This window comes from Phyllobacterium sp. 22552, from assembly GCF_052044585.1.
Lineage (GTDB): Bacteria > Pseudomonadota > Alphaproteobacteria > Rhizobiales > Rhizobiaceae > Phyllobacterium > Phyllobacterium ifriqiyense.
Window position 1 is genome coordinate 249,608 of the sequence record NZ_JBQENG010000004.1, and the last position, 13,135, is coordinate 262,742.

The 13,135-nt window shown below is 53.5% G+C and carries 14 protein-coding genes; 3 read left to right on the top strand and 11 right to left on the bottom strand.

Going from position 1 to position 13,135, the window contains the following annotated elements:
• Nucleotides 1–126 precede the first annotated feature (126 nt).
• The 8 genes from ACTJI9_RS11380 to ACTJI9_RS11415 form a co-directional block, all read right to left on the bottom strand.
• Nucleotides 127–1,398, bottom strand: coding sequence for a polyhydroxyalkanoate depolymerase (locus ACTJI9_RS11380; protein ID WP_354343045.1), 1,272 nt, complete (start codon nucleotides 1,396–1,398; stop codon nucleotides 127–129).
• 186 nt (nucleotides 1,399–1,584) lie between these two features.
• The gene (locus ACTJI9_RS11385; protein WP_440808075.1) at nucleotides 1,585–1,872 is read right to left on the bottom strand and encodes a DUF1330 domain-containing protein; all 288 of its coding nucleotides are present in this window, start codon (nucleotides 1,870–1,872) and stop codon (nucleotides 1,585–1,587) included.
• 103 nt (nucleotides 1,873–1,975) lie between these two features.
• Nucleotides 1,976–2,686: an orotidine-5'-phosphate decarboxylase gene (gene pyrF / locus ACTJI9_RS11390; protein ID WP_115054555.1), complete on the bottom strand. Its 711-nt coding sequence runs from the start codon at nucleotides 2,684–2,686 to the stop codon at nucleotides 1,976–1,978.
• Between the two features lie 62 nt (nucleotides 2,687–2,748).
• On the bottom strand, nucleotides 2,749–3,345 hold the full coding sequence (gene pmtA, locus ACTJI9_RS11395) for a phospholipid N-methyltransferase PmtA (RefSeq protein WP_115054554.1): 597 nt from the start codon (nucleotides 3,343–3,345) through the stop codon (nucleotides 2,749–2,751).
• An 83-nt stretch (nucleotides 3,346–3,428) separates the two neighbouring features.
• The gene (gene dnaJ, locus ACTJI9_RS11400) at nucleotides 3,429–4,559 is read right to left on the bottom strand and encodes a molecular chaperone DnaJ (protein ID WP_440808078.1); all 1,131 of its coding nucleotides are present in this window, start codon (nucleotides 4,557–4,559) and stop codon (nucleotides 3,429–3,431) included.
• Between the two features lie 300 nt (nucleotides 4,560–4,859).
• Nucleotides 4,860–6,779: a molecular chaperone DnaK gene (dnaK, locus tag ACTJI9_RS11405; protein WP_440808081.1), complete on the bottom strand. Its 1,920-nt coding sequence runs from the start codon at nucleotides 6,777–6,779 to the stop codon at nucleotides 4,860–4,862.
• 240 nt (nucleotides 6,780–7,019) lie between these two features.
• Nucleotides 7,020–8,006, bottom strand: a complete 987-nt coding sequence (locus ACTJI9_RS11410; protein ID WP_440808082.1) for a Gfo/Idh/MocA family protein — start codon at nucleotides 8,004–8,006, stop codon at nucleotides 7,020–7,022.
• A gap of 74 nt (nucleotides 8,007–8,080) precedes the next feature.
• Nucleotides 8,081–8,971, bottom strand: a complete 891-nt coding sequence (locus ACTJI9_RS11415) for a LysR family transcriptional regulator (protein ID WP_115054798.1) — start codon at nucleotides 8,969–8,971, stop codon at nucleotides 8,081–8,083.
• A gap of 138 nt (nucleotides 8,972–9,109) precedes the next feature.
• Between ACTJI9_RS11415 and ACTJI9_RS11420 the strand changes: the two genes are divergently transcribed.
• Nucleotides 9,110–10,105 carry an aldo/keto reductase gene (locus ACTJI9_RS11420; protein WP_337354132.1) on the top strand — a complete coding sequence of 332 codons (996 nt, stop codon included), beginning with the start codon at nucleotides 9,110–9,112 and terminating at the stop codon, nucleotides 10,103–10,105.
• 38 nt (nucleotides 10,106–10,143) lie between these two features.
• Here ACTJI9_RS11420 and ACTJI9_RS11425 read toward each other — a convergent pair whose 3' ends face one another.
• The 3 genes from ACTJI9_RS11425 to ACTJI9_RS11435 form a co-directional block, all read right to left on the bottom strand.
• Nucleotides 10,144–10,347 (bottom strand): hypothetical protein, encoded by a 204-nt coding sequence (locus tag ACTJI9_RS11425; RefSeq protein ID WP_307281622.1) that lies wholly within the window; start codon nucleotides 10,345–10,347, stop codon nucleotides 10,144–10,146.
• 97 nt (nucleotides 10,348–10,444) lie between these two features.
• Nucleotides 10,445–10,759, bottom strand: a complete 315-nt coding sequence (locus tag ACTJI9_RS11430; RefSeq protein ID WP_115054548.1) for a hypothetical protein — start codon at nucleotides 10,757–10,759, stop codon at nucleotides 10,445–10,447.
• Nucleotides 10,760–10,819: 60 nt separating this feature from the next.
• Nucleotides 10,820–11,605 carry an MmyB family transcriptional regulator gene (locus tag ACTJI9_RS11435; protein WP_440808085.1) on the bottom strand — a complete coding sequence of 262 codons (786 nt, stop codon included), beginning with the start codon at nucleotides 11,603–11,605 and terminating at the stop codon, nucleotides 10,820–10,822.
• 121 nt (nucleotides 11,606–11,726) lie between these two features.
• Here ACTJI9_RS11435 and ACTJI9_RS11440 point away from each other — a divergent pair, with 121 nt between their 5' ends.
• Nucleotides 11,727–12,116: a hypothetical protein gene (locus ACTJI9_RS11440; protein WP_162802601.1), complete on the top strand. Its 390-nt coding sequence runs from the start codon at nucleotides 11,727–11,729 to the stop codon at nucleotides 12,114–12,116.
• A 205-nt stretch (nucleotides 12,117–12,321) separates the two neighbouring features.
• On the top strand, nucleotides 12,322–13,134 hold the full coding sequence (locus ACTJI9_RS11445; protein ID WP_115054545.1) for an aspartyl/asparaginyl beta-hydroxylase domain-containing protein: 813 nt from the start codon (nucleotides 12,322–12,324) through the stop codon (nucleotides 13,132–13,134).
• Nucleotide 13,135: the final 1 nt, after the last annotated feature.

A 13,135-nucleotide genomic window follows, 5' to 3' on the forward strand; every position in this document is an offset into this window, starting at 1 on the left:
AGGGCCGCTGAACAAGCGGCCCTTATCTTATGGACTATTTGGATGATGCGGCTAATTTTGCCAGAGCGCCGGGCGCTTTGTAAGTCGGCGAACTAATCTCTGCCCCGCCCGACGTTTCCGCTCGTATCAAGCGCGTCGCGTGATGGGTGTTACATTTGATTGACGTTTTGCCTGTGCGTGGTCATTGACGAATTTGACGATCCGCGGCGCGATTTCAGCGCGGAATCTCGACCCATTGAAAACGCCGTAGTGGCCAACCTTGGGCTGTAGATAATGTAGCCGCATGTCTTCAGGGATATTGACGCATAGCGTTTGCGCGGCCTTTGTCTGACCCACACCCGAAATATCGTCGTTCTCTCCCTCAACAGTCAGAAGCGCCACATTGCGAATCGCAGATGGGTCAACCGGCAGGCCGCGATGCGTCATCTCCCCTTTTGGTAAAGCCTGGCGCACAAAAACCGTATCCACAGTCTGCAAATAAAACTCAGCTGTCAGATCCATAACCGCAAGATATTCATCGTAGAACTCCCGGTGCTTGTCTGCGGAATCGCCATCTTCCTTGACCAGATGCACAAAAAATTCCTTGTGGGCAGTAATATGCCGGTCGAGATTCATGCTCATGAACCCGGAAAGCTGTAAAAACCCTGGATATACATCGCGCATGAAACCGGCATGCGGCCATGGAACAGACATGATTACATTTTCGCGGAACCAGTCGATGCCCTTTTCTTCGGCAAGTTTGTTCACCGCTGTCGGATTCTTGCGGGTATCAATTGGCCCGCCCATCAGCGTCATGCTCGACGGGGCAAACCGATCGCCATTGGCTTCCATGACTGCCACGGCAGCAAGCACAGGCACAGAGGGCTGGCAGACAGCGACAACGTGAGTATCCTCACCCAATGCATGAATCATTTCAATGACATAGTCGATATAGTCGTCAAGATCGAAAGAACCATCGCTCAAAGGAACAGTGCGCGCGTCGACCCAATCGGTAATGTAAACCTCGGCATCCGGCAGCAAGGCCTCGACTGTGCCGCGCAGCAAAGTCGCATAATGCCCGGACATGGGAGCCACGATCAAGATCTTGGGATCGGCAGCCCGTTTTGCCGACAATGAGCGCTTGAAATGAACCACGTTGCAGAAAGGCTTTGACCAGACCGTTTTCTCGCGAATCTCCGTTTCAACGCCATCAACGACAGTCGTCGGAAGGTTGAACTTTGGTTTTGCATAGGCTCTCGTGGCGCGCTCAAACAGCTCGCAGCCAGCAGTAATCGAACGCCCTAAAACCGTTTGTGACAATGGATTCAACGGGTTGTCGTAAAACAACTTGGTAGCGTCAGCCAGAGCGCGATAGGGCTGAAGCGCCGCATGGTTGAGTTCATAAAGCTGGTAAAACATTCCACCGTCCGATCCATCAGCACAACTGCAACCTAAAGAGCATCTCACTCACAGGTGAAAAAGTTCTTGATTGATCAGTGAGCCTATCCGGTTTTGGTAATATTGCAATGCAACAAACGGCTAAGGCCGGATAAAAATGCCTTAGCCCGGTATGGCTAGAAACCATTGAAATTATTAGCTAAAGTTTCAAACGCCCTCGACAATCAGCATTTCAGCATCAGCTACGCTTTGCCGAATTGCTTTAGCCGCCTGATATTCCGGCGAATTGTAACAATCCAATGCTGCTTGGACCGACGGAAACTCGATCACGACATTGCGGCCACGGGCTTGCCCTTCCAATGTGTGAAATGGACCGCCCCGTGCCAGGAAATTGGCGCCAAACTTTTCAAAGGCCGGTTTTGCCGTCGAGACGTAATCCTTGTACCGTTCAGCATCCCGAACGTCGACACGTGCTATCCAATATCCCTTGGCCATAGTCCCTCTACCTTTTGCAATTGGTTACTCTTACAGCTTGAGACTGTGCTCTCATTTCCAGCCATTAGCTCGATTTGAGAATCACATCCCATCCTAATCGAGCTTATGCTGGCGCAAATCCGTTTGCCATTTCGCTCAATATCGATTCAGCCGCTGAACGCCGATCTTGCGCGGCAATAATTGGACGCCCGACCACAAGATGTGTCGCCCCGCCACGAAGCGCATCCGCAGGTGTCATTACCCGTTTTTGGTCTCCAACATCCGCACCTGCCGGGCGAATACCCGGTGTCACAATATTGAGTTTCGGCCCGACAATCTCGCGTACACCCGATGCTTCGGCAGCAGAGCACACAATGCCGCCCATGCCGGCGTCGGCGGCCTGTTTTGCGCGCTTTAGAACAAGAGCTTCGGGACTGTCGGCGTAACCGGCCTCAATGAGGTCTTGCCCATCCATCGAAGTCAGAACAGTGACACCGAGCAAGCACAGATCCGATCCGTGTGCTGCTTCGACCGCTGCCCTCATGGCCTTCGGATAAGCATGCAGGGTGAGCATCGACACGCCCATTTTAACAATATTCTCGACGCCCTTGGCGACAGTATTGTCGATATCGAGAAGCTTCATATCCAGAAAGACTTTTTTGCCCGACCGGACCAGGTCAGATGCAAAATCCAATCCCCCGGCAAATACCAGCTGATAGCCGATTTTATAGAAGGTCACCATATCGCCAAGTTCGCCGACAACCTCATTGGCCACTTCAACCGTAGGCACATCAAGGCCCACGATCAGGCGCTCGCGCAAAGCCGCATTCGTCATGACAAATCACCTTTTCTGTTGATCGTATTCCAATCGCACAGAAACGGCCAACAGGAAAGAACCTAATCGGCGCGCCGATACACCCAAAGCCGGGCTGGCGGCACATTGCGGATAATGAAGTCGAGATGTTCGACCTTGTAATTACCGCGTCCAGCAGGAACAGGCGACATGGGGCCATAGGTAATCTGAACAACCGGGCGGCCATGGGGGATACGGCGCAACAGATCTTCGATGATTTTAACGCGGTCGCCGACGGGGAAGTTCAACAAGGGCACCGCCGAAATGACCGAATCAAACTTCTGGTCACGCTTGTCGCCAAGGGTCGTATCCAGATCGAAAGCATCGCCTTCGATAATGTTCACACCAGGAAAATCTTCTCGCAAATGTTCAGCAAAATCCGCTGAATATTCAACGCAGTAAAGGTCGGATGGCTCTACACCGCGCTTCAAAATGGCTTTGGTGATAACGCCCGTGCCCGGCCCCAACTCCAGCACAGGAAGGCCGGAATGCGGATTGATGACGCTTGCCATGCGGCGAGCCGTGACAGAACTTGTCGGCAAAATTGACCCGACAGCCTTCGGCCCATGCATCCAACCCTTGAAGAAGCGGATTTCCTCGCCGAATTTTTCGGCAAACTTCTTGCCCAGTGGTCGTGACATGCCATTCCTCCGTCGCAGCAAGAACAATTTATGACGCAACCGACGATAGATGCAAGGCTGCAACTTGCGAAAAACTCAATAAACTACTCGCTCAACCCCTCAAAGAAATCCTTCATGCGGGAAAAGAAGCCTGTCGATTGCGGGCTATTGTCCTGCGAAGAAACGCGTTCGAATTCTTCCAGCAATTCGCGCTGCTTCTTGTTGAGGTTTTGCGGGGTTTCAATTGCGATCTGAATATAGAGATCGCCCATGGCGGGTTGCCGTAGAACCGGCATGCCCTTGCCTTTCAGGCGGAACTGCTTGGCGTTTTGCGTACCATCTGGAATCTTGACGCGCGTCTGGGTGCCATCCAGTGTCGCCACCTCGAACTGTCCGCCAAGCGCGGCTGTAGTCATCGAGATCGGCACTTTGCAATAAAGATCGGCACCATCGCGCTGGAAGAATTCATGTGGCTTCAGCGAGAGGAAAATATAAAGATCGCCTGAGGGGCCGCCGCGAAGTCCTGCCTCGCCCTCACCCGTGAGGCGAATGCGTGTTCCATCTTCAATGCCGGCTGGAATATTGACCGAGAGAGAACGCTCTTCGGTGATACGTCCCTGGCCGCTGCATTTCGGGCAAGGGTCCTTGATGATCTGGCCGCGGCCATGACAGGTCGGGCAGGTGCGTTCAATGGAAAAGAAACCCTGAGCTGCACGCACGCGGCCGGAACCGCTACAAGTGCCGCATGTGACCGGTTGCGTGCCGGGCTTGGCACCACTGCCGGAGCATTCGTCGCAAGTAATCGATGTCGGGACATGGATTTGCGCCGTCTTGCCTGCATAGGCTTCTTCAAGCGTGATTTCCATATTGTAGCGCAGGTCCGCACCGCGCTCGCGGCCACCGGAACGGCGCTGGCGTCCGCCGCCCATCATCTCGCCAAAAATGTCTTCAAATATGTCGGCAAAGCCACCGCTGGCGCCGCCACCGAAACCACCGCCGCCCATGCCGCCATTTTCAAAGGCAGCGTGACCGAAGCGATCATAGGCCGCGCGCTTTTGCGGATCTTTCAGCGTTTCATAGGCTTCGCCGATTTCCTTGAACTTGTGCTCGGCATTGGCATCGCCCGGATTCTTGTCAGGGTGGAATTGCATTGCCAGTTTACGGAAAGCGCTCTTCAGCTCTTTCTCATCAGCGCCTTTGCCTACGCCGAGGGTTTCGTAATAGTCAGCCTTCATCCAAATACTCGTTCCATGGGATCGCCAGAACTTCCGCAGAAGCTCGTTTAAGAGCGGTATTTAGGTGCTCACGCCCGTAAATGCCATAGTTAACTTACATTGATTCTAATCAAATGGCGCATATTTGCTTTTTAAAGCGTTTATGTGGCAACAATCTGGGCCAAGCCAGCCAATCAATAACGCGGCAAATCGAACGACCAAAATTTTCTTGAACTTCGAAGGCCGTCCAAGCTTGTCCACTGAGCAAACAAAAAGCCCGGCTCAATGGCCGGGCTTTTCGTTAAACGCAGGGCGTTAGGATCAGGCAGACTTCTTCTTGCCGTCTTCGTCGATCTCTTCGAAATCGGCATCGACAACATCTTCATCTGCCTTTGCAGTTGCATCGGCTTCAGCACCTTCGCCAGCTTCCGCAGCCTGTGAGGCTTCATACATGGCCTGACCAAGTTTCATCGAAACTTCGGCAAGAACTTGCGTCTTGGCCTTGATGTCTTCAGCGTCATCGCCTTCGACAGCGGTCTTCAGCTCGGCAAGGGCGGTCTCAATGGAGCCCTTGTCTTCAGCCGAAACCTTATCGCCATAATCCTTCAGCGACTTTTCAGTCGAGTGGATCAGAGCTTCAGCCTGGTTCTTCGACTCAACGGCCTCGCGGCGCTTCTTGTCGCTCTCGGCATTGGCCTCGGCGTCCTTGACCATCTTCTCGATATCGGCGTCGGAAAGACCGCCCGATGCCTGAATACGGATCTGATGTTCCTTGCCAGTGCCCTTGTCCTTGGCCGAAACGTTGACAATACCGTTCGCATCAATGTCGAAACCGACTTCGATCTGCGGAATGCCGCGTGGTGCCGGTGGAATGCCAACGAGATCGAACTGACCGAGCGACTTGTTGTCGGCAGCCATTTCACGCTCGCCCTGGAAGACGCGGATCGTCACGGCGGACTGATTATCTTCAGCCGTAGAGAAAGTCTGCGACTTCTTGGTCGGGATCGTGGTGTTGCGTTCGATCAGACGTGTGAACACGCCGCCAAGTGTTTCGATGCCGAGTGACAATGGCGTTACGTCGAGCAAAAGAACGTCCTTGACGTCGCCCTGCAGAACGCCAGCCTGAATGGCAGCACCCATGGCCACAACTTCGTCCGGATTCACACCCTTGTGTGGTTCCTTGCCGAAGAAGGCTTTAACGATTTCCTGGATCTTCGGCATGCGGGTCATACCGCCGACGAGGACCACTTCATCGATTTCGCCAGCCTTGAGGCCTGCATCCTTGAGCGCGGCCTTGCAAGGCTCAACCGTGCGCTGGACCAGATCGTCAACGAGGCTTTCGAACTTCGAGCGCGACAGCTTCATGGTCAAGTGCTTTGGACCCGAAGCATCTGCCGTAATGAATGGCAGGTTGATTTCAGTCTGCTGCGACGAGGAAAGCTCGATCTTGGCCTTTTCGGCAGCTTCCTTGAGGCGCTGCAAAGCAAGCTTGTCGTTCTTCAGGTCGATGCCCTGTTCTTTCTTGAACTCGGCTGCGAAATATTCGACGAGACGCATGTCGAAATCTTCACCGCCAAGGAATGTATCGCCATTGGTGGACTTAACTTCGAAGACACCATCGCCGATTTCCAGAACGGACACGTCGAATGTACCACCGCCAAGATCGTAGACGGCAATGGTCTTGCCTTCCTTCTTGTCGAGGCCATAGGCCAGAGCAGCAGCAGTCGGTTCGTTGATGATACGCAGAACTTCAAGACCGGCAATCTTACCGGCATCCTTGGTTGCCTGACGCTGGGCATCGTTAAAGTAAGCCGGAACGGTGATAACGGCCTTTTCAACCTTTTCGCCCAGATAGGCTTCGGCTGTTTCTTTCATCTTCTGCAGGATCATTGCAGAGATCTGCGAAGGCGAATACTTCTTCTTGTGCACTTCTACCCAAGCGTCGCCATTATCGCCTTTGACGATTTCATAAGGAACAAGCTTCTTGTCCTTGGCAACAGTCGGGTCTTCGTAGCGGCGGCCGATAAGGCGCTTGACCGCAAAAACGGTTCCTTCCGGATTTGTTACAGCCTGACGCTTGGCCGGCTGGCCAGCAAGGCGCTCATCACTATCCGTAAAAGCGATGATCGAAGGCGTTGTACGTGCACCTTCTGCATTTTCGATGACCTTCGCGCTCTTGCCGTCCATAACGGAAACGCAGGAATTGGTCGTACCCAGATCAATACCGATAACTTTAGCCATTACTCTTCTCCATTCAGCAGGCTGCCGGGACCTCTGCCGAGCATTCCATACGGGCAGCCCCTAGGGTTTAACAAAATCAGGGCTGCCGGGGCGGGCAGTTCCTTACAGTGTTGAGGGCTATATAAGAAGGGGTAAATTGCCATGCAAGTAAGAAGCAGTGCAATTTACACCCTTAATAGCCCAAAAAGACACATAAAATGGGGTTTTCAGCCCGTTTTATGCGGTTACTTATAAAAGTCGTCAGACGGTTTCCCACTTGCCGCTCTTGTCGGAGCGATAAACGGCATCAATGAGCTTTTGATTCCGTGCCGAATCTTCCAGCGAAAACACACCGGCCTTCTCGCCTTGGGCCTCGCGGGCAAATGCCTCGACCTGCAACCTGTAGTGGTTGACGCCACCAAAGTTGAATTCCTGCGCACCGTCATGTGCCGCGTTATGCAGCCAAACCTTTGCGTGGTCGTACTTGCCTGTGTTGAACGGCGCCAAGACCTCGATATAGCCCTTGTCGCCATGAAAAACGATGGACTGGCGCGACGCAAGCTGGGTCCCGACATAGAAACCCAGTTCAAAACCATCAAAATCAGCACGGACGCTGGCATAGCGGTCCGTGCCGAAATCCGGGTCGCGCTCGACTGTGGCGCTCACCCGAAGCGGCTCCTTGCCGGTGACGAAACGCGTGACAACAGTCGGATAGACGCCAATATCGGGCAAGGCACCGCCACCCAGCGATAGCTGATTGCGCATATTGCCCGCATCCTTGTTGAAATAGGTGAACGCTGCCTGAACCCGACGCAAGGTTCCGATGGCTCCACCCTGCACGAACTCACGAACTTTCAGCCATTGCGGATGATAGGTGACCATGAAGGCTTCTGAAATCAAGACGCCATGCGTATCGCGGGCATGCTGCAAGGCGGCGATCTGATCGGCATGCAGCGAAATCGGCTTTTCGCACAGGACATGCTTTCCAGCTTCGGCTGCCTTCAACGACCATTCGACATGCTGCGAGGTCGGCAAGGGAATATAGACGCCGTCAATATCCTTGGAGGCGAGCATTTCCTCGTAGGAGCCGAATGCATGGGGAGCGCCAAAACGATCCGCCACCGCGCGTGCTTTCGACAAGTCACGGCTGGCAACGGCCGATAGAACCGAATTTTCCGCATCGCAAATGGCGGGAATAACCACGGTGACGCCAATTTTGGCAGTAGACAGAATACCCCAGCGAAACATGCAAACTCCTTCTATGACCGGCCCGATAGGCGGTCAGCACCCTATTGTATTTCGGTTACGGAAGGAAAGACCGCTCAACCGGTATATTTGAAGAAATCGATAAATGCGCGCAGTGCCGGACGCATTTGCCTGCGGCTGGGGTAATAAAGATAGACGCCGGGAAATGGCGTGCACCAATCCTCCAAAACGCGTTGCAGCCGCCCGTCGGCAATTGCTTTGGGCACCATATGCTCCAAAAGAAAAGCAATGCCCACGCCGCCAAGCACTGCTTCAAGAACCAGCGTGTCATCACCCAGAATAAGCGGGCCATCGACATCAAGGACGATTTCTTCCACGCCTTTTTCAAACTCCCAGCGATAGACTTGGCCGCTGGAAAACCGGCGGCGGATACAGCGATGATTGAGCAAGTCTCTCGGGTGTAACGGCACCGGATTGCGTTTGAAATAGTCCGGCGTAGCAACGACACTTCCAGAAATCGTATCGCTCATGCGCACAGCGATCATATCCGATTCCAGGCTCTCTCCAAGCCGCATGCCCGCATCCATGCCAGCGGCAACGATATCATTGAATTGTTCCTCTACCCGCAATTCCAGCGTGATTCCGGGATAGGTCTGGCTAAAATCCGCGAGTCTTGGACCCAGCAGCCAATGCGCGGCGAAGGGCGGTACGCTGAGCCGCAGATTGCCTGCCACACGATTATTGGCTTCTTTAACTGCACCCAGCGCCAAGTCGATCTCACCAAGGGCAGGCTTCAAGCGCTTCAGCAGCATCGCCCCTTCATCCGTCAGGGCGACACTGCGCGTGGTGCGGGTCAATAATCGAACCCCCAGCGATTGCTCCAGCGCGGCTATGGCATGACTGACCGCCGAAGGCGCAATGCGAAGCTCCTTGGCGGCACCGCGAAAACCACCGCAGGCGGCGACAGTGGTGAAAATGGCGAGTTGGGGCAAATGAGAACGATCCATTGATCTATAATATAGAACAAGCTGTGAAATTTTAAGCGAATTATCGAACAGCAATTTACGACCTATGTTTGCTTCACCACACCAGGCAATTTCAGCGAAGCGGTTTTCCGTCAGGAATTGCGTAAAAGGAGATAAGTGATGGAACAGCGTAAACTTGGAACCAATCTTAACGTATCAGCGGTCGGTCTCGGCTGCATGGGCATGACATTTGCCTATGGCGGACAGGACGAAGCGGATGCGATCCGCACCCTTCACCGCGCTATCGATATCGGCGTTACATTCTTCGATACTGCCGAGGTATATGGTCCGTTCGACAATGAAATTCTGCTTGGCAAGGCTTTCAAGGGCCGCCGCGACGAGGTTGTGATCGCCACCAAATTCGGATTCAAGATTGCCGATGAGGGTGAAGGCGCCGCCCGCATGATAGGCGTCGATAGCCGACCGGAACATTTGAAGGCTGTTGCCGAGTCCTCGCTCGGACGACTGGGTATCGAACAGATTGACCTGTTCTACCAACATCGGGTGGATCCCAATGTTCCTATTGAGGAAACAGTCGGAGCCATGGCCGAACTGGTCCAGCAGGGTAAGGTGAAGGCGCTGGGCCTATCGGAAGCAAGCGCCGCCACGATCCGCCGCGCCCACAAGGTGCATCCCATTGCTGCGGTCCAAAGCGAATATTCCCTATGGAGCCGCGAGCCGGAAGACGAAGTATTTGCAGTTTGCCGTGAGCTCGGAATCGGCTTTGTGCCTTACAGCCCACTTGGCCGTGGCCTCTTGACCGGGACGATCAACAAGCCTGACGAACTTGGCGCTGACGATTGGCGCAAGACATTGCCGCGTTTTCAAACGGAAAACATGAACGCCAATGCCGCACTGATCGCAACATTGAAGGGGCTGGCTGCCGATAAGGGCGTGACAGCAGCGCAATTGGCGCTTGCCTGGGTGCTCCACCAGGGTGACTTCATCGTGCCTATTCCCGGTGCCCGCAAGATCAAGCACCTGGAGGAAAACACTGCCGCCGCCGACATCAAGCTGACAGAAGCTGAGCTGATCCGCATCGGCGGTGCTTTAACGCCGGATCGGGTGGCCGGGAGTCGCTACACGGAAGCTGCATTGGCCTTGGTGAACGGCTAAACGACAAATGCGGGGCGCTGGGCAATCAGCGCCCCTGCTTATTTTTGAATCTCTGTCGGATCAAGCGGAATACTGTTGCCGTCCGGATCGACAAGCGCCTTCTTTATGGCGTTGAGAAACATTTCGGGATCGTCAATGACAACCCTGACGCTCCTGTGTTTCTTGAACGGATTCAGACCAGAGAACTTTAATGTCGCTGTCCTTTCGTCATATCGAATTTCCTGCAATTCGCGGATACGCATGTCGCCAAGATCCTTGCTCTAGCATTTGCAGCTAAGCTTTTCCGAACCTTGTGTCACAATCAAGTCCGGCAATAGGTAGCGCGATTTGAAGACCTGTCTATACCGCGAGAAACACACCGGAAATGGTTGTGAGCATCAATGCGCCACCAGCCACTCCGGCGGTCTGCTTCCTGTTTAAAACCACATGGGACGCTGCAAATTCAACAGCGACAAGAAACACGATAATTGCCAACACCGGATTTGAGGCAAGGCTGGGATAAATGACCGACATGATGATGTAGAACAGCTCAATGGCAGACAGGCCGAACACGCCGATCAAACCACCTTGCCAAAATTGGGCCCCCGTCTGGATTGCACCAATCATACTTCCAAGCACCGTGGTAACGGCCAGCACGAATAGTAAAACATGCATCAACTCACTCCTGGTTTCAGGCGTGTATCTGCACCGGCAAGCTGACAATGCGCTGAACGATCAGCCGCCCGTACTATCGGCAATGGCGCGCGTTGCATCATCGGCAGGAAAATACTGCTCGATGAAAATTCCCTCCGTCAAAACCTCTTGCGCTGAACCGAATGACGTAAGCGTCGTGATCCAATTTGTCTCCGTATCGCCAAGCCGTAATCGGGCTGTGATAATTGGCGGTGGATTTCTCTCGCCTTCATCGTTGCGTAATAAAGCGGAAATCTCCGTATCATTTTCATAGACCGCCAGGCGCTGCGCCAAACCGCTTTTCGGCCCATAAAGACGGGCTTCATTCCGCGCTCTTTTCAGGAAGAGCAGGGCAACTTCCGGCCAGTTGGTCATTGCCTGCCGTACAGGACCCGGCTCAAGCACGAGCGCCAGAATGTTTATTCCCGGCGCGACCGATATGCCGAGCGCACCCGCCAAAGCAGCAAACCCCGCATTGGCAGCAAGAATATCGTGGTCGGCATCAAAAGCGACGGCGGGCCATGGTTCATGTTTTGTCAGTATCAGATGCAGCGTGTCGCGGACCAGAACGGGCAATCCTGCCAGTCCGTCCCGCTCCGCCGAGAAATAACGCGGCGCGAAACCGGCAGCACTGAAGAGCTCGTTCTGTATTCTGTAAGGCAGGTCAAGCGCTTCGCAAATGCGGATGATCATGCCTTCCGAGGGCCGGGAACGTCCGGTTTCAAGAAATGACAAGTGCCGGGAGGAAATGCCCGCCTCGAGGGCAAGGTCCATCTGGCTCAGGTGCCTGTGCGAGCGCCATTGCTTCAGATGATCGCCGAACTCCATGCCATTCTCCTTTTGGCAAACCTGACTTAGGCCCGCTGGGATATCCATTACCTCCAAGGTAATTGTTTTGCTTACGTCAAATTGACATGCTTGCCTCATCAACGCAACAAAGGAGAGCGACATGATACAGATCAATCTGAAAGATGGCATGATGACCAATGCCGTTTTGACCGGTGTAACCGGACTTGGACTTGCCGTATTTTCCGAGCTTGCCACGCAATATCTCATGCCCGGCGCACCGAGCTGGCTGGTCCTGGGACTTGGCATTGCGCTTCTGCTTTTCGCCGCTGACGTTGGCATGATAGCTCAGTGGAAAACCCGGTCGCGACCTCTCGTCGGCTTTGTCTTTATAGCGGACTTGCTGTGGGTCATCTGCGTCCCGGCGATCCTGGTGCTGATGCCCTCTGCCTTTACGTCGCTGGGTGTGGTCGCAACTGTTGCCGTTACTGCCGTGGTTGCTGTCTTTGCCTTGATCGAATGGAACGGATTGAAGCATTTGCAAGCGGCCTGAATTGCCTAAGGCAGATGAGCAAACCAGCCGCTCGTCTGCCTTAGTCTTGCCAGAAACCGGCCGCACTCATATTCACCGCCGCTGTTCTGTTTCGCTTTGGAGTCAGCGCGCAATATACAAAAATTTATTGTCCTGTTTGTCCCCAACATACGCCAGCCACCCCTGTATATTCATCGATGGTCGGGCCTTCAAAAGCTGGAATATCATGGAAAAATCCACCAGAAAGTCACTTCGGCGCTGGATTGCCGGAATCGTAATTCTCACCTTTCTCGCCTTCTTCATTCCTTATCTCGAATTTTTCTATCTCGCCTGCGGTCTTTATGATCTGGCCCGTAACAAAAACCTGAAACTCCAGGTCGTCGAACAATATTTCTTTGGCAATGGACTGTTCACCTGGCTGCTATCGCCCTTGAACATCCTGCTCGATATTCTTTCTTTGCCCTACAGGAACAAGGGCGTTTACAAATTGCAGGATCTGCCGCCAGCCTATCAGGCGGAAGTGAAGCGCCTGATCAGCGCGACACAGAAGGAAAACATTATAGGACAATTGCAGCAGCGGGCAGAACAGCAAGGCCGCAGCATGTTCTTCTTCAAATGGTATGGCAAAGACCAGCCAAGCTTTGCCAATGTCCCTTCATTTTATGAGCACTATGACTTCGTGAAGACGATTGGCGTTTCTGTGTTCAACAAGAAGAACTCGACTTCAAAGCATTTCGGCCCGATCCGGGCAACAATCCGCGTGCTTTACAATATCAACGATATGAATGACCGGACTGCCTATATCTGGTGCGGCGATACCACCAGCTACTGGAAGGATGACAAGCTGTTTATTTTTGATGACACGCTGATGCATCAATCCGTCAATCAGACCGATCAGACGCGCTATTGCCTATTTGTCGATATATTGCGCCCGTCATACATGCCGGGTTTTTTTGCCGCGATCGTCACATTCATGGGTGTGATCCTGAAAGGCAGCAACTCGATATTCTACAAGAACTGGAAGGTGATCCAGAAATAGT

Coding starts and splice junctions, on each gene's coding strand:
- ACTJI9_RS11380 (WP_354343045.1), bottom strand. CDS start 1,398: ATGTTTTACCAGCTTTATGAACTCAACCATGCGGCGCTTCAGCCCTAT.
- ACTJI9_RS11385 (WP_440808075.1), bottom strand. CDS start 1,872: ATGGCCAAGGGATATTGGATAGCACGTGTCGACGTTCGGGATGCTGAA.
- pyrF (WP_115054555.1), bottom strand. CDS start 2,686: ATGACGAATGCGGCTTTGCGCGAGCGCCTGATCGTGGGCCTTGATGTG.
- pmtA (WP_115054554.1), bottom strand. CDS start 3,345: ATGTCACGACCACTGGGCAAGAAGTTTGCCGAAAAATTCGGCGAGGAA.
- dnaJ (WP_440808078.1), bottom strand. CDS start 4,559: ATGAAGGCTGACTATTACGAAACCCTCGGCGTAGGCAAAGGCGCTGAT.
- dnaK (WP_440808081.1), bottom strand. CDS start 6,779: ATGGCTAAAGTTATCGGTATTGATCTGGGTACGACCAATTCCTGCGTT.
- ACTJI9_RS11410 (WP_440808082.1), bottom strand. CDS start 8,006: ATGTTTCGCTGGGGTATTCTGTCTACTGCCAAAATTGGCGTCACCGTG.
- ACTJI9_RS11415 (WP_115054798.1), bottom strand. CDS start 8,971: ATGGATCGTTCTCATTTGCCCCAACTCGCCATTTTCACCACTGTCGCC.
- ACTJI9_RS11420 (WP_337354132.1), top strand. CDS start 9,110: ATGGAACAGCGTAAACTTGGAACCAATCTTAACGTATCAGCGGTCGGT.
- ACTJI9_RS11425 (WP_307281622.1), bottom strand. CDS start 10,347: ATGCGTATCCGCGAATTGCAGGAAATTCGATATGACGAAAGGACAGCG.
- ACTJI9_RS11430 (WP_115054548.1), bottom strand. CDS start 10,759: ATGCATGTTTTACTATTCGTGCTGGCCGTTACCACGGTGCTTGGAAGT.
- ACTJI9_RS11435 (WP_440808085.1), bottom strand. CDS start 11,605: ATGGAGTTCGGCGATCATCTGAAGCAATGGCGCTCGCACAGGCACCTG.
- ACTJI9_RS11440 (WP_162802601.1), top strand. CDS start 11,727: ATGATACAGATCAATCTGAAAGATGGCATGATGACCAATGCCGTTTTG.
- ACTJI9_RS11445 (WP_115054545.1), top strand. CDS start 12,322: ATGGAAAAATCCACCAGAAAGTCACTTCGGCGCTGGATTGCCGGAATC.